This is a genomic window from Phytohabitans sp. LJ34, from assembly GCF_052068095.1.
In the GTDB taxonomy this organism is placed as follows: Bacteria; Actinomycetota; Actinomycetes; order Mycobacteriales; family Micromonosporaceae; genus Phytohabitans.
This window is the reverse complement of the sequence record NZ_JBQHDG010000019.1, coordinates 145,462-166,704: the sequence shown is the minus strand read 5'-3', so window position 1 is coordinate 166,704 and position 21,243 is coordinate 145,462. Positions and strand designations below refer to the sequence as shown.

Annotated in this window: 20 protein-coding genes; 15 read left to right on the top strand and 5 right to left on the bottom strand. The window is 72.7% G+C overall.

From position 1 onward, the window contains the following. Nucleotides 1–25 precede the first annotated feature (25 nt). The gene (locus tag ACTMTJ_RS31040; protein WP_441222174.1) at nt 26–1,711 is read left to right on the top strand and encodes a phospho-sugar mutase; all 1,686 of its coding nucleotides are present in this window, start codon (nt 26–28) and stop codon (nt 1,709–1,711) included. 5 nt (nt 1,712–1,716) lie between these two features. Here ACTMTJ_RS31040 and ACTMTJ_RS31035 read toward each other — a convergent pair whose 3' ends face one another. Next, nucleotides 1,717–2,418, bottom strand: coding sequence for a GOLPH3/VPS74 family protein (locus ACTMTJ_RS31035; RefSeq protein ID WP_441222172.1), 702 nt, complete (start codon nt 2,416–2,418; stop codon nt 1,717–1,719). A 79-nt stretch (nt 2,419–2,497) separates the two neighbouring features. Beyond that, a complete protein-coding gene (gene upp / locus ACTMTJ_RS31030; protein ID WP_441222170.1) occupies nt 2,498–3,130 on the bottom strand; it encodes a uracil phosphoribosyltransferase in 633 nt (210 codons plus the stop codon). A gap of 38 nt (nt 3,131–3,168) precedes the next feature. On the opposite strand from upp, the gene deoC reads away from it, so the two are divergent. The 12 genes from deoC (at nt 3,169) to ACTMTJ_RS30970 (ending at nt 14,698) form a co-directional block, all read left to right on the top strand. Beyond that, nucleotides 3,169–4,122 (top strand): deoxyribose-phosphate aldolase, encoded by a 954-nt coding sequence (gene deoC, locus ACTMTJ_RS31025; protein ID WP_441222168.1) that lies wholly within the window; start codon nt 3,169–3,171, stop codon nt 4,120–4,122. A 2-nt stretch (nt 4,123–4,124) separates the two neighbouring features. Next, entirely contained in the window at nt 4,125–5,549 is a 1,425-nt protein-coding gene (locus ACTMTJ_RS31020; protein WP_441222166.1) for an aldehyde dehydrogenase family protein, read from the top strand. Continuing rightward, on the top strand, nt 5,539–6,366 hold the full coding sequence (locus ACTMTJ_RS31015; RefSeq protein WP_441222164.1) for an aldehyde dehydrogenase family protein: 828 nt from the start codon (nt 5,539–5,541) through the stop codon (nt 6,364–6,366). Before ACTMTJ_RS31020 ends, ACTMTJ_RS31015 begins: the two co-directional genes overlap by 11 nt. A 35-nt stretch (nt 6,367–6,401) precedes the next feature. Then, nucleotides 6,402–6,785: a Uma2 family endonuclease gene (locus tag ACTMTJ_RS31010; RefSeq protein WP_441222162.1), complete on the top strand. Its 384-nt coding sequence runs from the start codon at nt 6,402–6,404 to the stop codon at nt 6,783–6,785. 6 nt (nt 6,786–6,791) lie between these two features. Next, a complete protein-coding gene (locus ACTMTJ_RS31005; protein ID WP_441222160.1) occupies nt 6,792–6,932 on the top strand; it encodes a hypothetical protein in 141 nt (46 codons plus the stop codon). 50 nt (nt 6,933–6,982) lie between these two features. After that, nucleotides 6,983–7,360, top strand: coding sequence for a BlaI/MecI/CopY family transcriptional regulator (locus tag ACTMTJ_RS31000; protein ID WP_441222158.1), 378 nt, complete (start codon nt 6,983–6,985; stop codon nt 7,358–7,360). A gap of 5 nt (nt 7,361–7,365) precedes the next feature. Continuing rightward, entirely contained in the window at nt 7,366–8,304 is a 939-nt protein-coding gene (locus tag ACTMTJ_RS30995; RefSeq protein WP_441222156.1) for a M56 family metallopeptidase, read from the top strand. 117 nt (nt 8,305–8,421) lie between these two features. Continuing rightward, nucleotides 8,422–9,684: a cytochrome ubiquinol oxidase subunit I gene (locus tag ACTMTJ_RS30990; RefSeq protein ID WP_441222154.1), complete on the top strand. Its 1,263-nt coding sequence runs from the start codon at nt 8,422–8,424 to the stop codon at nt 9,682–9,684. A 12-nt stretch (nt 9,685–9,696) separates the two neighbouring features. Continuing rightward, nucleotides 9,697–10,689 (top strand): cytochrome d ubiquinol oxidase subunit II, encoded by a 993-nt coding sequence (locus ACTMTJ_RS30985; RefSeq protein WP_441222152.1) that lies wholly within the window; start codon nt 9,697–9,699, stop codon nt 10,687–10,689. Continuing rightward, a complete protein-coding gene (cydD, locus tag ACTMTJ_RS30980; RefSeq protein ID WP_441222150.1) occupies nt 10,686–12,338 on the top strand; it encodes a thiol reductant ABC exporter subunit CydD in 1,653 nt (550 codons plus the stop codon). Before ACTMTJ_RS30985 ends, cydD begins: the two co-directional genes overlap by 4 nt. Continuing rightward, nucleotides 12,335–13,957 (top strand): thiol reductant ABC exporter subunit CydC, encoded by a 1,623-nt coding sequence (gene cydC / locus ACTMTJ_RS30975; protein WP_441222148.1) that lies wholly within the window; start codon nt 12,335–12,337, stop codon nt 13,955–13,957. The genes cydD and cydC overlap by 4 nt, the downstream gene beginning before the upstream one ends. A 57-nt stretch (nt 13,958–14,014) precedes the next feature. Further along, on the top strand, nt 14,015–14,698 hold the full coding sequence (locus ACTMTJ_RS30970) for a permease prefix domain 1-containing protein (RefSeq protein WP_441222146.1): 684 nt from the start codon (nt 14,015–14,017) through the stop codon (nt 14,696–14,698). On the opposite strand, the gene ACTMTJ_RS30965 is transcribed toward ACTMTJ_RS30970, so the two are convergent. Then, nucleotides 14,688–15,029 (bottom strand): PadR family transcriptional regulator, encoded by a 342-nt coding sequence (locus tag ACTMTJ_RS30965; protein WP_441222144.1) that lies wholly within the window; start codon nt 15,027–15,029, stop codon nt 14,688–14,690. The two genes, ACTMTJ_RS30970 and ACTMTJ_RS30965, sit on opposite strands and share 11 nt — an antisense overlap. A gap of 145 nt (nt 15,030–15,174) precedes the next feature. On the opposite strand from ACTMTJ_RS30965, the gene ACTMTJ_RS30960 reads away from it, so the two are divergent. Both ACTMTJ_RS30960 and ACTMTJ_RS30955 read left to right on the top strand, forming a co-directional pair. Next, nucleotides 15,175–16,119 carry a DNA primase gene (locus ACTMTJ_RS30960; RefSeq protein WP_441222142.1) on the top strand — a complete coding sequence of 315 codons (945 nt, stop codon included), beginning with the start codon at nt 15,175–15,177 and terminating at the stop codon, nt 16,117–16,119. 61 nt (nt 16,120–16,180) lie between these two features. Then, nucleotides 16,181–19,147 (top strand): transposase, encoded by a 2,967-nt coding sequence (locus tag ACTMTJ_RS30955; RefSeq protein WP_441222140.1) that lies wholly within the window; start codon nt 16,181–16,183, stop codon nt 19,145–19,147. Between the two features lie 1,121 nt (nt 19,148–20,268). Here the strand turns inward: ACTMTJ_RS30955 and ACTMTJ_RS30950 are convergent. Together ACTMTJ_RS30950 and ACTMTJ_RS30945 are read right to left on the bottom strand one after the other, a co-directional pair. After that, nucleotides 20,269–20,859 (bottom strand): GTP-binding protein, encoded by a 591-nt coding sequence (locus tag ACTMTJ_RS30950; RefSeq protein WP_173040105.1) that lies wholly within the window; start codon nt 20,857–20,859, stop codon nt 20,269–20,271. Between the two features lies 1 nt (nt 20,860). Next, a complete protein-coding gene (locus ACTMTJ_RS30945) occupies nt 20,861–21,238 on the bottom strand; it encodes a DUF742 domain-containing protein (RefSeq protein WP_441222264.1) in 378 nt (125 codons plus the stop codon). Nucleotides 21,239–21,243: the final 5 nt, after the last annotated feature.

The following is a 21,243-nucleotide window of genomic DNA, read 5'->3' as shown; positions in this document are numbered from 1 at the left end:
ACCGGACACGTGCTATCAAAGCGGCATGGAGGAAACCTCGGCGGAATTCGGGGCACGCGACGTCGTGGGCGACCGCGGCTCCCAGCCGCAGCATGAGGGCACCCACGTAGGGCGCGCACTCGCATGGCTCGATGACGACCCCGACCCGGCGAGCCGGGACGAGTTACGCGCCGTGCTCGACCAGCTGCCGGCCAGCGCCGCCGACCTGGCCGACCGCTTCGCCGGCACGCTGGAGTTCGGCACCGCCGGGCTGCGCGGCCCGCTGCGCGCCGGCCCCAACGGCATGAACCTCGCCGTCGTCACAAGGGCGGCGGCCGGGCTCGTCGGCTGGCTCGCCGCCCGCGGGGCGCAAGGTCCGCTCGTCATCGGGTACGACGCGCGGTACGGCTCGAAGGCGTTCGCCGAGCAGACCGCCCGGGTGGCCACCGGGGCCGGCCGGGAGGCGCTGGTGCTGCCCCGCCCGCTGCCGACGCCCGTCCTGGCCTACGCGATCCGCACGCTCGGCGCGGCCGCCGGCGTGATGGTGACGGCCAGCCACAACCCGCCCCAGGACAACGGCTACAAGGTCTACCTCGGCGACGGCGCGCAGATCGTGCCGCCCGTCGACCGGGAGATCGAGGCGGCGATCCAGGCGGTCGGCCGGGTCGCGGACGTGCCGCTCGGCGCGCCGGGCGAGGTGCTCGGCGAAGACCTGATCACGTCCTATGTGGATGGCGCGGTGGCGGTGGTCGACCCGGACACCCCGCGCGACCTCGCGGTGGCGTACACGCCGCTGCACGGGGTCGGCGCGGCGGTGCTGGCGGCGGCGTTCGCCCGCGCCGGCTTCGCCCGGCCGGCCGTCGTGGCCGAGCAGGCCGAGCCGGATCCGGCGTTCCCCACCGTGGCGTTCCCCAACCCGGAGGAGCCGGGCGCGATCGACCGGGTCGTCGCGCTGGCCACGGCCAACGGCGCGGACATCGCGATCGCCAACGACCCGGACGCCGACCGGTGCGCGGTGGCCATCCCGGACCCTGTGCGCGGCTGGCGGATGCTCCGCGGCGACGAGGTCGGCGTGCTGATCGCCGACCACCTCATGCGGCAGGGCAAGCGCGGGTTGTACGCCACCACGATCGTGTCGTCTTCCCTGCTCAAGGCGATGTGCGCGGCGCGCGGCGTGCCGTACGCGGAGACGCTCACCGGGTTCAAGTGGATCGTGCGGGCCGGCGAGGGCCTGGTCTTCGGATACGAGGAGGCGCTCGGCTACTGCGTGGCGCCTGACCACGTCCGCGACAAGGACGGCATCACCGCCGCCCTCACCGTGGCCGAGCTCGCGGCGGGGCTGAAGGCCGGGCTGGGCACGCTCGCCGACCGCCTCGACGAGCTGGCCTCGGAGTTTGGCGTGTACGTGACCGACCAGCTCTCGGTGCGCGTCGACGCGCCGCACGAGATCCAGGACATCATGGCCCACCTGCGGCAGAAGACGCCGGACGCGCTCCTCGATGACGCGATCACCTCGGTGGAGGATCTCCAGCCCGACGCCGACGTGGTGATCCTGCGCACCGAGAACGCCCGCGTGGTGGTCCGCCCGTCCGGCACGGAGCCGAAGCTCAAGGCGTACCTGGAAGTGGTCGAGCCGGTCGTGGACGAGGACGTGGCCGGAGCCCGCGAACGCGCCGCGGCGTCGGTGCGGGCCCTACGTACGGAGACGGCGGCCGCGCTCGGGATCTGGTGACCCGGTCAGCCGCCAGCCGGGGTCGCGGGGCGGGGAGTGCCCAGCGCCTGCTGGATGGCCTTGGCCAGCGCCGCGATGACCAGCGCGACGCTCGGGCGGATCGTGGACTCCTCCAGGCTCACGTTGCCGGTGAAGCCGGCGCCGCCGCCGATCTTCTCCAGCTGGTTGTGCGCCTCCAGGGTCTCCTCGACGGACAGGCCCAGCGTCGGCTCCATCCGCACGGCCGCGACGAGCGTGGCCAGGGCCGCCGTGCGCTCCGCGGGCACCCCGTCGCCGTTGAGCGCCTTGCTGAGGCGGTCTCGGACCTCGTTTTCCACCGAGGCGTCGATCGTGGGGTAGCGGTGCAGGTGGACGTAGCCCTCCATCGCCGTCTCGTCGACGTCGCAGATCACGCCGCGGGCGCACAGGTCGGCCAGCACCCGGCCACGCAGCCCGTGACGCAGCCGCTGCACCCAGGAGGCGGGCGTATGCGGGGTGTCGGACGCGATCCGGGCGAGGACGTCGTCGGCGATCGGCTCACCGATCGGCTTGTCGTTGGTGACGATGATCGTGCCGTCTGAGTACGCGATCCGACCGGCGAGTGCCAGCTCCACCAGCACGGCCGCGGCCATGCCCAGGTCGAGACCGATCCGGGAGCCGATGGCCTTGCCGGACTCGTTGTCATACGCGAGCAGCAGCAGTTCCTCGGCCAACGCAACGGAGCTCATGGCCCCGAACGGTATCCCGTTCACGCTATTCACGCACTCACCCTCCCAGCCTGGTCTCAGAAGCGGGGGCTGCCGCTCCTCAGAAGCGGGGCATGCCGCCGAACTGGCGGTCGCCCGCGTCACCCAGGCCGGGGACGATGAACGCCTTGTCGTTGAGGCCTTCGTCGATCGAGGCTGTGACCAGGCGCAACGGCAGGCCGGAGCGCTCGAGGCGCTCGATGCCGGCGGGCGCGGCGAGCACGCACAGCACGATGATGTCGGTGCATCCGCGGTCGGCCAGCAGGCGGCAGCAGTGCTCCAGCGAGCCGCCGGTGGCGAGCATCGGGTCGAGCACGAAGACCGGGCGGCCGGCGAGGTCGACGGGGAGCGACTCCATGTACGCGCGCGGCTCGAAGGTGTGCTCGTCGCGGGCCAGGCCCACGAAGCCCATCGACGACTCGGGCAGCAGCGCCAGCGCCGCGTCGGCCATGCCCAGGCCGGCCCTGAGCACCGGCACGAGCAGCGGCGGGTTGGCCAGGCGGGTGCCCTCGGTCGGCGCGACCGGCGTCTGGATCGAGTAGTGCTCGACGGCCAGGGTGCGGGCGGCCTCGTACACGAGCATGGTGGTGAGCTCGTGGAGCGCGGCGCGGAACGCCGCCGAGTCGGTGCGGGCATCGCGCATCGCGGTCAGGCGCGACTGGGCCAGGGGGTGGTCAACGACGAGTACGTCCACGGCGGTCAACCTACCGTTCTCGTGTCTAGACTCGCGGTATGACGGCGACAGCGACGTCGGCGGCGCTGGCCGACATAGGGCGTTCGGATGCGACATTGCGCGCATTCCTGCACGGACTGCCCGGGGTGGATCAGGTCGGCGCCGAGCAGCGGGCCGCCATGCTCGGGACGCGTTCGATCAAGACGACCGCCAAGGCGTGGGCCATCGACCTCGCGATCCGGATGGTCGACCTGACCACCCTGGAGGGCGCGGACACGCCCGGCAAGGTGCGGGCGCTCTCCGCCAAGGCCCGGCGCCCCGATCCGGCCGACCCGTCGTGCCCGGCCGTCGCCGCGGTGTGCGTCTACCCGGCGATGGTGCCGGTCGCTTTCGACGCCCTGCGCGGCTCCGGCGTGCATCTCGCGAGTGTCGCCACGGCGTTTCCGTCCGGGCAGGCGCCGCTCGACGTCAAGCTCGCCGACACCAAGGCCGCCGTCGCGGCCGGGGCCGACGAGATCGACATGGTGATCAACAGGGGGGCTTTCCTGTCCGGGCGCTACCAGGAGGTGTACGACGAGATCGTCGCCGTGAAGGACGCCTGCGGCAGCGCCCACCTCAAGGTCATCCTGGAGACCGGCGAGCTGGCCACGTACGACAACGTGCGCCGCGCCTCCTGGCTGGCCATGCTGGCCGGCGGCGACTTCATCAAGACCTCGACGGGCAAGGTGCCGGTCGCCGCGACGCTGCCGGTGACGCTGGTCATGCTCGAGGCCGTCCGCGACTTCCGGGCCGCGTCGGGCCGCCAGGTGGGCGTCAAGCCGGCGGGCGGCATCCGCACCACGAAAGACGCGATCAAGTACCTGGTGGTGGTCAACGAGACCGCCGGCGAAGACTGGCTCGACCCGGACTGGTTCCGCTTCGGCGCCTCCACGCTCCTCAACGACCTGCTGATGCAGCGCACCAAGCTGAAGACCGGACACTACTCCGGTCCGGACTACTTCACTGTGGACTGACGATGTTCGAATACGCTCCCGCGCCCGAGTCACGCTCCATTGTAGACATCAAGCCGTCGTACGGCTTGTTCGTCAACGGCAAGTGGGTCGACGGCGAAGTGCGCAACAAGACCGTCAACCCGGCCAACGAAGAGGTGCTCGCCGAGGTCGCCTGGGCGACTGAGTCCGAAGTGGATAGTGCGGTGCGCGCGGCCCGCGCGGCGTACGAGAACGTCTGGTCGAGGATGCCCGGCCGCGAGCGCGCCAAGTACCTCTTCCGGATCGCCCGCATCATCCAGGAGCGCGGCCGCGAGCTGGCGGTGCTGGAGTCGCTCGACAACGGCAAGCCGATCCGCGAGTCGCGCGACGTCGACGTGCCGCTGGTCGCCGCGCACTTCTTCTACTACGCCGGGTGGGCCGACAAGCTGGGGTATGCCGGCTTCGGCACCGACCCCCGCCCTGTCGGTGTGGCCGGGCAGGTCATCCCGTGGAACTTCCCGCTGCTCATGCTCGCGTGGAAGATCGCGCCCGCGCTGGCCTGCGGCAATACGGTCGTGCTCAAGCCGGCCGAGACCACGCCGCTGACCGCGCTCGTGTTCGCGGAGATCTGCCAGGAGGCGGAGCTGCCGCCCGGCGTGGTCAACATCGTGACCGGCGCCGGCGAGACCGGCCACGCGCTCGTCTCGCACCCGGGCGTCGACAAGGTCGCGTTCACCGGCTCCACCGACGTGGGGCGGGCGATCGCGCGCGCGGTGGCCGGCACCCGCAAGAAGGTCACGCTGGAGCTCGGTGGCAAGGCCGCCAACATCGTCTTCGAGGACGCCCCGATCGACCAGGCCGTCGAGGGCATCGTCAACGGCATCTTCTTCAACCAGGGGCATGTGTGCTGCGCCGGCTCGCGGCTGCTGATCCAGGAGTCGGTGTACGACGAGGTGCTCGCCTCGCTCAAGCGGCGGATGGCGCTGCTGCGCGTCGGCGACCCGCTCGACAAGAACACCGACATCGGCGCCATCAACTCGGCCGCCCAGCTGGAGCGCATCCGCACGCTCTCGGAGATCGGCTCCGAGGAGGGCGCTGAGCGGTGGTCGCCGCCGTGCGAGCTGCCGGATCGAGGGTTCTGGTTCGCCCCGACGATCTTCACGGGCGTCACCCAGGCACACCGCATCGCCCGCGAGGAGATCTTCGGGCCGGTGCTGTCGGTGCTCACCTTCCGCACCCCGGCCGAGGCGGTCGAAAAGGCCAACAACACACCGTACGGTCTCTCCGCCGGCGTCTGGACCGACAAGGGCTCGCGGATCCTGTGGATGGCCGACCGGCTGCGCGCCGGCGTGGTGTGGGCCAACACGTTCAACAAGTTCGACCCGGCGTCGCCGTTCGGCGGGTACAAGGAGTCCGGCTACGGTCGCGAGGGCGGCCGGCACGGGTTGGAGGCCTACCTTGACGTCTAGTCGCCTGGCGGTCCGCAAGACGTACAAGCTCTTCATCGGCGGAAAGTTTCCACGCAGCGAGTCGGGGCGGTCGTATCTCGTGCAGGACTCCAACGTCGCACTCGCCTCGCGCAAGGACGTGCGCGACGCGGTGGTCGCCGCCCGCGCGGCGGTGAAGGGCTGGTCAGGCACCACGGCGTACAACCGGGGGCAGATCCTCTACCGGGCCGCGGAGATGCTGGAGGGTCGGCGCGACCAGTTCGTGGCGCTCGGCGAGACCGAGGCGGACGTCGACGCCGCGATCGACCGCTGGGTCTGGTATGCCGGCTGGTCCGACAAGATCGCCCAGGTGTACGGCAACGCCAACCCGGTCGCCGGCCCGTACTTCAACCTCTCCTCGCCCGAGCCCACCGGCGTGGTCGGCGTGGTCGCCCCGCCGGAGTCGCCGCTGCTCGGCCTGGTGAGCGTGGTCGCACCGGCCATCGTCACGGGCAACACGGTGGTGGTGCTCGCCGCCGAGGGCCGCCCGCTCGCCGCGGTCACGCTGGCCGAGGTGCTGGCCACCTCCGACCTGCCCGGCGGCGTGGTCAACATCCTGACCGGCAAGGTGGCCGAGACCGGGCCCTGGCTGGCCGCGCACATGGACGTCAACGCGCTCGACCTGGCCGGGGTCCGGGAGGGGGCGCTGGCGGCTTCGCTGGAGGAGGCCGCGGCCGACAACCTCAAGCGCGTGGTACGCCCGCCGGCGGGCCCGGTGGACTGGACCGCAGACCCGGGCGTCGGCAGGATGACCGCCTTCCTCGAAACCAAGACCGTCTGGCACCCCAAGGGCATTTAGCCGGTAAGCTGAGGCGGCATATGGAGGGAGGCGAGGTGACCATTACCGAGTTCATACCAATCGCCGACGAGTGGACAATTGACGACCTGGAGAACCTCCCACAGGGCGTACGTGCCGAGGTCCACAATGGTAATTTGTATGTCATGTCTCCGGCCCGGCTGTGGCATCAGCACGTTGAGAGCGCGCTACGCGACATATTTGTAAGAGCTGGCCGATTTGCATTTACCCAAGTTGGCGTGCTGCGCACCCGCAAGGACGCTCGTGTGGCAGAAGTCGGCGTCTTCCACGACCGACCAACCGACCCGAATGCCGCATGGCACGATCCGGCCGCTTTGGCCTTGATCGCCGAAGTTCGGTCTCCGTCTTCCGATAAAAAAGATCGCAATCCCACATGGTATGCCGATCGAGGAATACCATAGTATTGGTTGGCCGAGCCAATTGAGGGCGATCCCTGGGGCGCTCAGATAATCATGTACGAGTTGGCACAGAAGCCATCCGACATGAGTGAATACGTCGAGCGGCGGCGGGCCACACTTGCCGAGCTGGAGCGCGACGGTCTGGGCTGAGCTGTCCTCATGATCGCGGGCCGCGAGACAAGCCCGGTAGCATCTATGGCGTGATGCGGCTGGGTGAGTTGGAACGTGCGGTGATGGACGTGCTGTGGGATCGCGGCACGCCGTTGACCGTGCGGGAGGTCGCCGAGGCCCTGCACAACCGCGAGCTGGCATACACGACGGTCATGACCGTGCTGGATCGGCTCGCCGGCAAGGAGATGGTCGAGCGCGAGCGGGCCGGGCGGGCGTGGAGTTACCGGCCGGCCGCGAGCCGTGAGGCGTATATCGCTCAGCTCATGCTCGACGCCCTCGACCTGTCCAGCAGCCGCGACGCGGCGCTGGTGCGCTTCGCCCGTTCCGTGAGCGGCACCGAGGCCGAGGTGCTGCGGGCGGCCCTGGCCGAGGAAGCCGCGGACGGCAAAGCGGACAGGAAAGACTGACCGCCATGGTGTACGCCGTGCATTTCGCCGTCGCCGTGCTGGCGTGCTACCTCACCGCCCAGGTGTTGACGCGGTCGACCTGGACATACGATTCGCCGCGCGTCGCGATCGTCTGCTGGCAGGCGGTGGGGCTCGCGCTCGGGCTGGCGGCCATCGGGCTGCCGCTGGCGGCCGGTCTCGCGCCCTACGACGACGGCGTCGGTGACGCTCTCGTGCGGCTCGCCTCGGGTGAGCTGGTGCCGGGCTTCGGGCTGGCGCACGCGGCGCTGGTCGCGGGTGGGTTCGGCGTGGGCGGGGTGCTGGTCGGCACGACCGTCATCTGTGGACTTCGCGCGCTGAGCGCGCAGCGCCGCCACCGTGACCTGCTCACGCTCGTCGCCCGCGACGACCCGGCCGCTCCCGGCGCGCTGGTGCTCGACCACCCGAGCGCCGCGGCCTACTGCCTGCCGGGTGTGCGGCCGACCGTCGTGGTCAGCGCCGGCACGCTCAGCCTGCTCGACCGGGCCCAGCTCGCGGCCGTGCTCACGCACGAGCGGGCACACGCCGACGAGCGGCACGACTTGGTGCTGCTGCCGTTCACGGCGCTGTGCCGGGCGCTGCCCTGGGCGGCGTGGGTGCGGGCCGCGCGCGACACCGTTGCGCTGCTCGTCGAGATGCGGGCAGACGACCGGGCTCGGCGGCACCACATGGACGATGCGCTGGCCGCGGCGCTCCTGCGCTTCGCCGCCGCGCCGTCCCGGGTGACGCCGGCGGGCGCGCTCGGCATCGCGGAGAGCCGGGCCGCGCGCCCGCTGCCGATCACGCTCAGCATCGCCGACAGCCACCTCGACGCCCGGGTGCGCCGGCTGCGCACCGCCGGTCGCCCGCCGCGCGTGCGGGGTGCGATCGCGCTCGGCGTCACGGCGACCCTCGTGGCCACGACCGTCGCGCTCTTCGTCGGATAACCCGCGCCCCTCACCGCGCTGGGCCGCACTGTACAGTCATCTACTACAGGACGTCGTAGAATTAGGTAGACGTCCTACATGTAGGCTGACTGAAGAGCCGCCGACCCGGGAGGGCCCATGGACCCGCTGCTCCTCGCGCGCCTTCAGTTCGCGACCACCACCTCGATCCACTTTCTCTTCGTGCTCGTCACGCTCGGTCTCGTCACGCTGCTGGTCTACTTCCAGACCGCGTGGTTGGTCACCCGCAAGCCGGTGTACGAGCGGCTCACCCGCTTCTGGGGCACCTTCTACCTGGTCAACTACGCGCTCGGCATCACCACCGGCATCGTGATGGAGTTCCAGTTCGGGCTCAACTGGAGCGGCCTCTCGCGCTACGTCGGTAACGTCTTCGGCGCCCCGCTGGCGATCGAGACGCTGGTGGCGTTCTTCCTCGAGTCGACGCTGCTCGGCATGTGGATCTTCGGGTGGCACCGGCTGCGGCGCGGGGCGCACCTCGCGCTCCTCTACGGCGTCGCGATCACCGCGTACGCCTCGGCGTTCTGGATCCTGGTCGCCAACTCGTGGCTCCAGCACCCGGTCGGATACGAGGAGCGCGACCGCATCGCCCACCTCACCGACTTCGGGGCGCTGCTGCGCAACGAGACGTTCGGCATGGCGCTCGGCCACGTGCTGTCGGCCGCGCTCACGACCGGCGGCTTCCTCGTGGCCGGCATCGCGGCGTGGCAGCTCATCCGCCGAAACCCCGACTACGAGGCATGGCGCAAGTCGCTGCGGATCGGCGTCGTCACGGCCAGCATCGGCATCACGCTGGTGATGGGCTTCGGCTTCGCCCAGTTCGGCTACCTCGGCCGCCTCCAGCCGACCAAACTCGGCGACGAGGCGGACAAGAACGCGGCCGCCGCCGACTTCGCCGCCCGCTTCGGTGGCAGCCCGGCTGACTACCTTCCCCCGGTGGGCGCCAGCGCGGCGCTCGGCTTCATGATCCTCATCGCGTTCGCGCTGATGTGGATCTGGGTGTTCATCCCGTTCTTCTACCGCGACTGGATCATCCGCCTGAAGGTGCCGCTCTACCTGCTGCTCGTCGCCACGCCGCTGCCGTTCGTGGCGGCGATCCTCGGCTGGCTCTTCCGGGAGATCGGCCGCCAGCCCTTCGTCGTGTACGGCCTGCTGCGCACCGAAGACGCGGTCACCGGCACCAGCGGCGCGGTGATGCTCAGCTCGTTCGTCGGCTTCACCGTGCTGCTGCTCGGGCTCGCGGTCGCCGACTGGGTGCTGCTCGCCCGCGTCGCGCACCGCGGCACGGCCGACCCAGCACTCGGCCGCCGGCCGGACGAGCCGCTGCCCGTACCCGCCGACCGGCCCGAGCCGGTCCTGGCCTGACGGAGGCACACCGTGGCGACCATCTGGTACGGCCTGCTCGGCCTCTTCTTCGCCGCCTACTTCGTGCTCGGCGGCTTCGACTACGGGTCCGGCCTCCTACTCGCCCGGGCCCGCACCGGCGAAGATCGGCGGGCGGTGCTCACCGCGCTCGGCCCGTTCTTCCTCGGCAACGAGGTCTGGCTGGTGGCGGCGGTCGGCATCCTCTTCGGAGCGTTCCCGATGCTGGAGGGCGAGCTGCTCTCCGGCCTGTACCCGGCCGTGGTGCTGGCGCTGGCCGGCGTGCTCGTGGTCACCGCCGCGGTGCAGTTACGCAGCCGGCCAGCACACGGCCGCACGGCGTGGGACCGCGCCATCATCGGGGGCAGCGCGCTCGCCGCGCTGGGTTGGGGCGCGGTCCTCGGCGGGCTCCTCCAGGGCGTGCCGCTGCACGAAGACGGTCACGTCGAGGGGGTGGGGCACATCGTCACGCCGTTCGCGGCGGCGTCCGGAGTGACGCTGCTCACTCTTGTGGCGGTGCACGGCGCCGCGTTCCTCGCGCTGCGGCTGCCCGGCGGCGGGCACGCCACCATCGGCCGCCGCCTAGCGCCGTGGGCGCTCGCCGCGGTCACGGCCACCACGGTCGTGGGCCTTCTCTCTCCCCGGGTACGCGACGCGGTGCAGCGCCCGGCGGCGGCGGTACCACTGCTGTGTCTGCTGGTGGCGGCGCTGGTGGTCGCCGGCGGCGCGCTCGCCCGGGGGCGGCCGGGCGTGGGTTTCGCCGCCACGTCGGTGGCGCTGGTCGTGCCGGTGGCGCTGGTCGGCCTTGCCCTCTGGCCCTACGCGCTGGTTTCCACCGTGGATCCGGCGGCCAGCCTGACCGTCGCCGACGCCGCCGCGAGCGGTCCCACGCTGCGACTGCTGAGCTGGCTCGCGGTGCCACTCGTTCCGGCCTTATTAAGCTTCCAGGTGATGTCCTGGTGGATCTTTCGCGGACGGATCGACGGCCGGGCGCCGGTGTACTGGTGAGTCGCCGCCCCTTCGATCCACGCCTGCTGCGCCGGGTCCCCGCGACCCGGCGTCAGTTCGCCGCGCTCGCACTCCTCGGCGTGGCCGCCGCGGTGGTCGTGATCGCCCAGGCCACGACGCTGGCGGCGCTCCTTGCCGCGGCGGCGGGCGGGCGGTTGGACCGGGCGGCGCTGGCCGGGTTCGTGGTGGCGGTGGCCGCGCGGGCGGGCGTGGTGTGGGGGCAGGGCGTCGTCGCGGCCCGCGCGGCGGCCACGGTCAAGGCGGCGCTGCGCGGCGAGCTGCTCGGTGCGGTGGGGCGGCGCGGCCCGCAGTGGGTGGCCGGGCAGCGGGCCGGCGAGATCGCCACCCTGGCCGGGCGCGGGCTCGACGCGCTCGACGCGTACTTCACCGGCTACCTGCCGCAGCTCGTGCTCGGCGTGACCGTGCCGGTCGCGGTGCTCGGGCGGATGGTCTTCGCCGACTGGAGCTCCGCGCTGATCGTGGCGGTGACGCTGCCGCTCATCCCGATCTTCGGGGCGCTGCTGGGTTGGCAGACCGAGGCGGCGACCAAGCGCCAGTGGCGGCGGCTGTCGATGCTGGGCGGCCACTTCCTCGACATGGTGGCGGGGCTTGCCACGCTGCGCGCGTTCGGGCGGGAGCGGGCGCAGGTCGAGGTGGTCCGCCGGATGGCCGACGAGCACCGCACGGCGACGATGCGGACGCTGCGGATCGCGTTCCTCTCCGGCATGGTGCTGGAGCTCGTCGCCACGCTCTCGGTGGCGCTCGTCGCGGTGCCGATCGGCCTGCGGCTGCTGGAGGGCGGCGTGGGGCTGGAGACGGCGCTGCTGGTGCTGCTGCTCGCCCCGGAGGCCTACCTGCCGCTGCGCGCGGCCGGCGCCCGCTTCCACGCGAGCGTGGAAGGGCTGACCGCGCTCGACGCGGCACTGTCCCTCTCCACTGTGGAGTCTCCGGCGACCGCCGGGGTCGCGCCCGGTCCGGTGCGGGAGATCCGGCTGGAGTCGGTCACGGTCGAGTACGACCGGACGGTCGCCCTGCGGGACGTCTCGCTGACCATCCGGGCCGGCGAGCGGGTGGCGATCATCGGGCCGAGCGGCGCCGGCAAGAGCACCCTGCTGGGGCTGCTGCTCGGCTTCGTACGGCCGACCGCCGGGCGGGTCCTGATCGACGGCGTCGACCTGGCCACCCTCGACCTCGACGCCTGGCGGAGGCGGCTGGCGTGGGTGCCGCAGCGGGCCCACCTCTTCGCCGCCTCGCTCGCCGGAAACATCCGGCTCGGCGCGCCCGACGCCTCCGACGAAGCGCTGCGGATGGCAGTCAAGGTCGCCGCGCTGGACGACGTGGTCGAGGCCCTGCCCGACGGGCTCGACACGGTGCTCGGCGAGCGCGGCCACGGCCTGTCCAGCGGGCAGCGGCAGCGGGTGGCGCTGGCCCGGGCGTTCATCCGCGACGCGCCGATCCTGCTCCTCGACGAGCCCACCGCCCGGCTCGACGGCGGCTCGGAGGCGGCCGTGCTCGAGGCGACCCGGCGGCTGGTGGCCGGCCGCACGGCGCTGATGGTAGCCCACCGCCCCGCGCTGCTGGCCGAGGCCGACCGGGTGCTCCGGGTGACGGACGGGCACGTGGTCGCGCTCGCGGAGGCGCCGGCATGAGCGCCGTCCTGCGGCTCGCCCGCCCCTACCTCGGCCGGCTGATCGGCGCGGGGCTGCTCGCCGCCGGCACCGAGGCGGCCGGCGTGGCGCTGATGGCGACCGCCACCTGGCTGCTGATGACGGCCGCGGGCCAGCCGCCGATCAGCGCGCTCACGGTCGCGATCGTCTCGGTACGCGCGCTCGCGATCGGGCGGGGTGTGCTCCGGTACACCGAGCGGCTCACCGGTCACGACGCGGTGCTGCGCATCCTCACGGACGTTCGGGCGCGAGTCTTCGCGACGCTCGCCGCCCGTCCCGGCCCCACCCGCTCCGGTGACGCGCTCAGCCGCGTGGTGTCCGATGTAGACGCGGTGCAGGACCTGCTGCTGCGGGTGCTCGTCCCCGGTGCGGCGGCGGCCGCCGTCGGCGTGCTCGCGGTCGGCGGGGCGGCCCTGATCTCTCCCGCCGCCGCGGCCGCGCTCGCGGTGGGCCTGCTTGTCGCCGGCGCCGCCCTGCCCGCGGCGGCCACCGCACTGACCCGGCGTACCGCCGAGCAGGTCGCACCGCTGCGCGGCGCCCTCGCCAACGACGCGGTCGACCTGACGCACGGGGCGGCTGACCTGGCCGCGTACGGCGCGACCGGCACCGCCCTCGACGCGGCCCGGCGCCGGGCCGGCGAGTTGTCCCGGCTGGAGCGGCGGCTCGCCACGGCCGGCTGGGCGGTGGACGCGGCAGGTGTGCTCGTCTCCGGCGCCACAGCGGGCGCGGTGGCGGCGATCGCGCTGCGGGCGGACGTCGACGGGGTGCTCGTCGGCGTACTGGCCGTCGGCACGCTCGCCGCGGTCGAGACCTGCCTGGCTCTTGTCGCGGCGGCTCGGCAGTGGGTCGCCTTGCGGGCGCCACTGGCACGGGTTTCCTCCCTGCTGGTGGAGGCGCCGCCGTCAGCGCCGTCCTCTGTGGACATTTCAGCTATCACCGTGCGATACCGCCCCGATGGGCCGGCGGCGCTCGACGGGGTCCGTGTCGACCTTCCGCCCGGCCGCCGGCTCGGCGTCGTCGGGCCGAGCGGCGCGGGCAAGAGCACGCTGCTGGCCGCGCTGGCCGAGTGGGGTGGGTCGCCGCGTGAGGTGGGTGGGCTGCTCGCCGAGGCGTACGTCTTCCACGCCACCGTGCGGGAAAACCTGCTCCTCGGCCGCCCCGACGCCACCGACGACGAGCTGGCCGCGGCCTGCGCGGCGGCCGGCCTCCTCGATTGGGTACTGGACCAGCCCGAGAGCTGGGAAACGGTCGTCGGCGAGGACGGCGGCCAGCTGTCTGGCGGGCAGCGGCAGCGGCTGGCGTTGGCCCGCGCGGTGCTACTCGACCCGGCTGTGCTCCTGCTCGACGAGCCCACCGAGGGGCTCGACCCGGCGGCGGCCGACGAGGTGCTGGCCGGGGTGCTCGCAGCGGCCCGCGGCGCGGTGGTGCTCGTCACCCACCGGCTGCGCGGGCTCGAGGGCATGGACGAGGTGCTGGTGCTGGAGGCCGGCCGGGTGGTGGCGCGGGGCACCCATGCCGAGCTGGTGGAGGCACCCGGCTGGTACCGCGACCAGTGGCTCGCCCAAGAGGTGGCCGAGCGCGGCTACCTCGCCGCCGGATAGGCCCTTAGGGCCGCTCCCGGATGCCGTGTACCGCCGGCGCGTGGCACGCTCGGGGCCATGCACGCGCCCATCGACGAGTACGTCCGCGCGCTCGACCGTGCCCTCACCGGACCCGGCCGGCTCAAGGGCGACATGCTCCGCGAGGCCCGGCACGGCCTGGCGGACGCGGCGGAGGCGTACCAGGAGGAGGGCCTGCCCCGCGCGGAGGCCGAGCGGCTCGCGGTGGCCGAGTTCGGCGAGGTCCGCGTGCTCGCCCCGGAGTACCAGGCGGAGCTGGGCCTCGGCGCGGCCCGGCGGCTGGCGCTGACGATGGTGTTGGTGCCGGCGCTCTTCGCCACCCTGGCCGACTTCATGTGGCGCGGCTCGCCGTGGTCGGCCGCGGGCGCCCATCCACCGGAGGGATACCTGCTCATCTCGCGGGCGCAGGATCACCTCGGGTACGTCTGGGCCGGGCTGGCGCTGGCCGTCTACCTGTGGCTGGCGTGGGCCGCCCGGCGCGGCCGCCCGACCGGGCGCCACACCGTGCGGGCGATCGGGCTCGCCGCCCTTTCGATCGTGGGCCTGACCTGGCTTGCCAGCACCGTCATCTACCTCTGGTCGGTGTCGCTCTGGGACACGGCGCTCACCTGGCCGCCGATGATCGTGGGCGGGCTGGTGGTGGCGGCGGCGTACGGCTGGCTCGTCAGGTCGGCGGTGACCTGCGTTACCGCAGCGCCGCGCCGCCGACCGGTCACGTCGTAGCCGGTCCCGTCGTGGTGGGTCCCAGGAATCGGCCCACCGTCGTGCTCAGCTCCTCCCAGCTGGCGCGCTCGCCGGCGAGCGCGCGATGGCCGGAGTCGGTGAGGCGGTAGGTGCGGCGCTCCCGGCCGTTGACCGTGCTCCACTCGCTCTCCACGTGTCCGGCCCGCTCCAGCCGGCGCAGCGCGGGATAGATGGTGCCGGTGGGCAGGTTGAGGGTGCCGCCGCTGCGGGATTTGAGCGCCTCGATGATCGCGTAGCCGTGCAGCGCGCCGCCCTCCAGGACGGAAAGCAGCAGCGCATCGAGGTGTCCGTGCAGGGCCTGCGACTTCATAGGTAGTAAGACTACCGATCTGCGCGGGCTTCTCCAACGGGGTGCGGGCGTTCGTCGCGCAGGACGGGCTACTACTGTGTGCGCAGAGTCGCCGACCCGACAGCCATCGGGCCGGTGCCAGACCTGAGCCCACACGGAGGTCAGCGTGGCCCGCCAGTCGCCCAACCGGCCGGACGCCGACAAGCCCGAGCCCGACCTCGAGATCGACGAGGATCTCGCCGAGGAGCTCGAAGAAGACAGCGACGAGCCAGAGTCGTCGGTCGGTGACTCGTCCTTGTGGGCCGATACGAAGATCGATCCCGTCGAGATCGCGCTGCCTTCCGGCGTGGGCTTCACGCTCCGGGCATACCGCCTCTCCACCTCGCTGACCCCCACCGAGGTCGGCGACCGTGACGACGACGACCCGTTCGAGGCGAGGGCCAAGCACGCCGTGCCGGAAGACGACGAGGACACCGTGGTGATCCTCGACGACGACTTCCCGGACGAAGACGACGAGGACGACGACACCGAGGAGATCGCGCGCCGCGGCAAGCACGCGCGCGACGAAGATTCGGAGGAGCCCTCGGCCGAGGAGTTCGACGACGAGGAAGAGGAGGCGGCGGCCGAGGAGGTGCCGGTCTTCCTCAGCCACCGCGGGCGGCTGCTGCTCTTCAAGAGCCCCGAGTCGCTGGTGACCTTCGTGCGCTCCGGCGCGCCCAACGACCTCGCTCAGGTCGACGGGTGGCCCGAGGTGGTCGAGCGGATCCAGCCGAGCCACGTGGCCCCGTCCGACGAAGACTCGTACGAGCTGGATCTCGTCGTGGAAAACCTGCGTGGTGGCCACGACACCTGGGACGTCAACCTGCTGATCGAGGCCGGCGAGGCGGCCCGCGACCTGGCGTACGCCCTGCGCCTCACGCCGGTCCTTACCGCCCTGTCCCCCGGGTCGCCCCTCGATGACCTTGACGAGGCACTTCGTTCCGCCGCGGGTGGTGGTCTGGGTGCCTTCCGGGGTCGACGGCGGCTCAAGAAAATCGGGGCACAACAGGCAAGTCTCGGCTGGCGCACGATTATCGGCAAGATCTCTGCCGCTGTGGACTGGCGCGACTGACCCCTCACCAGGGAGCATCAGTCCTTGGCACACGCTCAAGTCCGGGGAGGAGGACGACGCCGTGGCGCTCGTGCGCGTGTACTGCGGTCTGGCGTCGGCGGCCGAGTCTCGTTTGACGGTCGCTGTCGTCGATGACGCGGGGCGACTGCTCGACGTCTGCGAGGTCAGCGACGACCCTGGGGGTTATGCCCAGCTGGGCGCGCTGCTCGTGGAGCGTTCCAGCGGGCCGACCGGGGTGGCGATCGCCGCGGACAGCGACGATCACCTGGTCCCGTCGCTCCTCACCGCAGCCGGGCGCCCGCTCGCCATCGCCGACGACGACGCGGTCGACGATTACGCAGAGCGCTTCGCCGATGACGAATCGGTGGAGGAGATGGAGTCTCCCGCCGCCGAGCGGCGTGCGGTCGGCCTCGCGCGCGCCCTCCAGGCCGGTGCCCTCTCCGCGGTCGTCCTGCCCGTCCCGCGTGACCTGTTGGCCTACAAGCCGGTACTCGCCGCACACGCCGCACTCTGCAACGGCCGGCTCTCCGCCGCTGTCGCGCTGCGCGAGGTGCTTCGCGAGCTCTACCCGGCCGCCTTGCGCGCGTACCCCGACCCGGCCGAGCCGGTGTCACTCGCGGTGCTCGATGCCCTGCCCGAGCCGAGCCTGCTCAACGGCACCGCCACCGGCCGGGGGCGCGAGTCCACCTCCGCCACCGACGCCGTGATCAGCCAGCTCGCCGCCGAGGGCATCGCCGACGCCGAGACGGTCTCCGAAAAGATCACGGCGCTGCGGGTGGCCATCGCCGAGACCCCGCGCCGCGGCAGCACGAGCAAGGCGCTGGTGCCGGCGATCTCCGAGACCGTGCGCCAGGCGGTCGCCGCCGTGCGTGCCTGTGACCTCGGCTGCGACGCCCTCATCTCGACGCTGAGCGCCCGCCTGACCGCCCCTCCGGCCACGACGGCCACGCGCCGCACGCTGCGCCGGTCGACGGCTGGCACGGCCCAGTCCGCCGCACCGACCGGCGCCGGCCTGCACGCCGTCCGCCCGCCGGCCGAGGAGCCCGCGCCGACCCGTGTGGGCCGCCGGGCCCGCCCCGAGCCCGCCGCCGCGAGCGCCGCCCCCGCGATCCCGCAGGCGCTGACCACGCCGCCGGTAGCGCCCGCGCCCGTTACCCGCCCGCCGGTCGCGCCCCCGCCGGTCAACCGCCCCGCCGCCGCGCGCGGTGGAGACACCGGCCGCCGTCACGCCGAGCCGCCCGCCCGCCCCGCGGCCGCGCCAGCCTCGGCCCCGCCGATGGCACCGGCGTCCGCGCCGCCGGTCGCTCCGGCCTCCGCGCCGCCACTCGCTCCGGCCGCCTCGGCCGAGCCGGTCGTGCGCCCGCCCGTGGCGCCGCCCCCGGCGAGCCGCCCGATGGCCCCGGCGGCCATCAGCGCGCCCACGCCGCTGCCGATCCGCTCCTCGGCGCCGCCCGCGCGGCCGGCGCCCCCGACGGTGTATGGCAACGGCATGGCCGACACCGCACAGATCGCGATGCCGCTTTCCCGGCCCGAGCCGCCGCGCCCGCCGGAGCCGGCGCACCACCCCGAGCCGGTGAGCAACAGGCCCGTCTCCGCGCCGCCGCCTCCGCCGCCCGGCATCACGCCGATCGCGCCCGCCGCCGTGGTGCCTAGCCAGCGTGGTCTGGCGCCGGCCGACAGCGGCGAGCCGTTCCGCGCGACGCTCACCACCGCCGCGATCAACAACGCGCGCGCCGAGCGCCAGCGCCCCACGCCGATCCCGCCGCGCCCCAACACCCGGCACGACGCACCGCCGCCCGACCAGGGTGTCTCGCCCACTCCCGGTGGTTTTGGTGCTACGGATTTGAGCGTGCCCTTGCCGCGACACGCGCCCGAGCCCGGCTCCCGCGCCGCCTGGCCTTTGGTCAACTCGTCCGACAACGACCGCTCCCGTTTGGACACCGAGCCCTCACGGTCCCGCCTCGACGAGCCGGCGGCCCGGTCCCGCTCCGACGCCGACCTGCCCACCCGGTCGCGCCGAGACGAGCCGGCAGCCCCGTCCCGCCTCGACGCCGAGCTGGCCTCCCGGTCCCGCCTCGACGCCGAGCCGGCAGCGCGATCGCGTCTCGACGCGGAGCCGGCGACCCGATCGCGTCTCGACGCCGAGCCAGCGGCGCGGTCCCGTCTCGACGCCGAGCCAGCGACCCGGTCCCGTCTCGACGCCGAGCCAGCGACCCGGTCCCGTCTCGACGCCGAGCCAGCGGCGCGATCGCGTCTCGACGCTGAGCCGGCGGCCCGCGGAGGGGCCCACCAGCGGGCAAACGGCGACCAACCCTACTCGGGCTACAGCGAGCTCGACCGGCCCGCTCAGCAGGCCGCTACGGACGGCCGCGTAAAGCCGCCGTGGCAGGCGGACGACCTGCCCCAGGAGCCGCCGATGCTGCGCCTGGTGGAGCCGCCACCGCTGGCCGACCGCGCGCTCGACGACCGCCCGCTCACCGGCATGACCGCGCTGGACGCCCCGTCCCTGCGCCTCGTCGACGCCGAGACGAGCGACCGCGGTGCCCGCACCGCCCGCTCCCGGCGCGCGGTGGAGCGCAGCGCCGTGCCAGTGGCCGAAGAGGGCGACGGCGACCTGCTGATCTTCGCGCAGACCCGCTCCGCGTGGTTCGTCGGCCACCCGGAGGACGAAAACCAGATCGACTGGACCTCGTCCGCCGACACCGGCTGGCGCGCCGCCTCACAGGCCGCCACGCCGTCCGTGGGCGCCGAGACCACCTCGGGCCTGCCCCGCCGCGTACCCCAGGCCAACCTGGTGCCCGGCTCCGCCCTACCGCCCCGCGAGGAGCGCCCGCTGCGCATCGTCCGCGACGCGCAGAGCATCGCCGCCCACACGACCGGCTACTTCCGCGGCTGGCGTCGCGGGCAGGAGATCGGCGGGTACGCGGTCGGCGGCCGCCCGGGCCGCGAGTCCGCGGGCGGCTGGGACTTCAGCCGCGACTCGGTAGACCGCGAAGACGAGTACCGCTCCGCCGGCTACCGCTCCTAACCCTCACACCCCCGGCCCCGCGAAGCTCTCGCGGGGTCGAGGTGGCCTCGGCCTGTGCGGCTCCGAGGCGAACCAGAGCTACCGCGATGTCCGTCGTGGTCCAGACCGCTGCTCCCGCGGCCTCACCCGTCCGCCGTTGGTCACGCTCATCCCTGCGCGCAACCGGCCCGGCGAGAAGGGGCGGGGGGATGAGCTTGTGCCAGGCAGTGGTCGACGTTTGTCCACAATGCCTGTTCCCGGATCGGCGATCCGGGAAAGCAACAAGGGTTCCGTCGCCGAGAGTAACCGCTGCGGCGGTGTGAACGGCGCGAGATTCGGGATCTGGGAGAGTAAGGCGCTATTTCAACCCTACGTCTCCAAGATCTCGAAGTCTCGCCCCCATTGGCTGGTTACGCTGCGTCAGGATGGCAGAGTTAGGGCCGCGAAGACCCTTCGGGGCTTGTCCCGCGGACCTGGCAGTGCACGGCCGGGGGTTTCGGCGAGCGCTGGCGAGCCGCCGGCCGGAGCGGTGCCCGCGGGAACATACGGTCCGTCGGTGAGGCGGACGGGGCCCATAGGGGCCGCTCGACTTTGGAGTTTGATCCGCTTCTCCGTTCCTTTCGGGTTGTGGTTGGTGCGCCTCCGGCGGGGGGCCCCAGGCTCCGGACCGGGGGCGCCTCGCCTTGTTTTCGCGTTGTTGGTGGGTGGTTGCGGTGGGAGCACGCTGGCTGCGACTCGGGGGTTGACCGGGCCGCGAACACCATGACCGGCGGTAGCCGGCCCACCCTTCCACTGGTGGGGGATGCGGCTCGGCGTGTGGGCGGCGTCATGATCGTTCGCCCGGAAACGACGCGACACGCCGGCAAGAGTGTGGGTATCGGGCGAACGATCATCGGGGAAAGCAGCAAGGGCACGGCTCGACGCACAACCGCCGGACTAGCCGCCGATCATGGCCTTGCCTGCGGGCTTGTGCCGCGGACATGGCAGCGGAGGCCGGGGTTTCGGCGAGCGCTGGCGAGCCGCCGGCCGGAGCGGTGCCCGCGGGAGCATGCGGTCCGCAGGTGACGCGGACCGGGGTATATCCACATGGCACGCAGCCGCCGACGGGCATCGGCCCGCCGGCGGCGAGGTGTGGCGAGCCCTCAGGCGGGTGCTACCGCCCGGGAGCGGCGCATGCTCAGCACGTACTCCACAAGGGAGATGAGCACGTGCTTTGTGGACTCGCGGTTGCGGGCGTCGCAGCTGACCACGGGGATCTCGCTGGAGATGGCGAGCGCGTCGCGCACGTCCTGCGGGTCGTGGTACTGCATGCCGTCGAAGCAGTTGATGGCGACCAGGTACGGCAGCCGCCGGTGCTCGAAGAAGTCGATCGCCGCGAAGCAGTCGGCGAGTCGGCGCGTGTCGACGAGCACGACCGCGCCGATGGCCCCGCGTACCAGCTCGTCCCACATGAACCAGAAACGGGTCTGGCCGGGGGTGCCGAACAGGTAGAGGATCAGGTCGCGGTCGATCGAGATGCGGCCGAAGTCCATGGCCACCGTGGTGGTTGTCTTGCCCGGCACCTGCCGGGTGTCATCCACGCCGACGCCGGCAGACGTCATGATCGCCTCGGTGGTCAACGGCGTGATCTCCGAAACCGAGCCGACCAGTGTCGTCTTGCCAACGCCGAACCCACCGGCGATGACGATCTTCGCCGACGTCACGCGCCCCGTCAGCGGCGGGCGTTGCGACATGTCAGAGCCTGCGAAGTCCACTCAGCACCCTCTCCAGCAATTCAGTGCCCACCGCGTCGTTGGCGTCGTCGAGGGACGTCGGCTCGTACACCGCGAGCAGGCCGTCGGCGGCCATGTCGGCGATGAGGACCCGGGCCACCCCGAGCGGTAGCTGCATCCGCGCCGCGATCTCCGCGAGCGATTGCAGCCGGCCGTCACAGAGCGCGGCGATGTATTGATGCTCCCGGCCCTGACCGCCCTTCGTATTGCCCGCGGACCGTCCTCTTACGGTGGTCTCCACGAGCGCCTCGAGCGCGATCTCAAGCCTGGGACGGGTCCGGCCGCGGGTAACGGCATATGGTCGCACCAGCGCACCGGTCGGCTCGTCGCGTTCCGCCATCATCG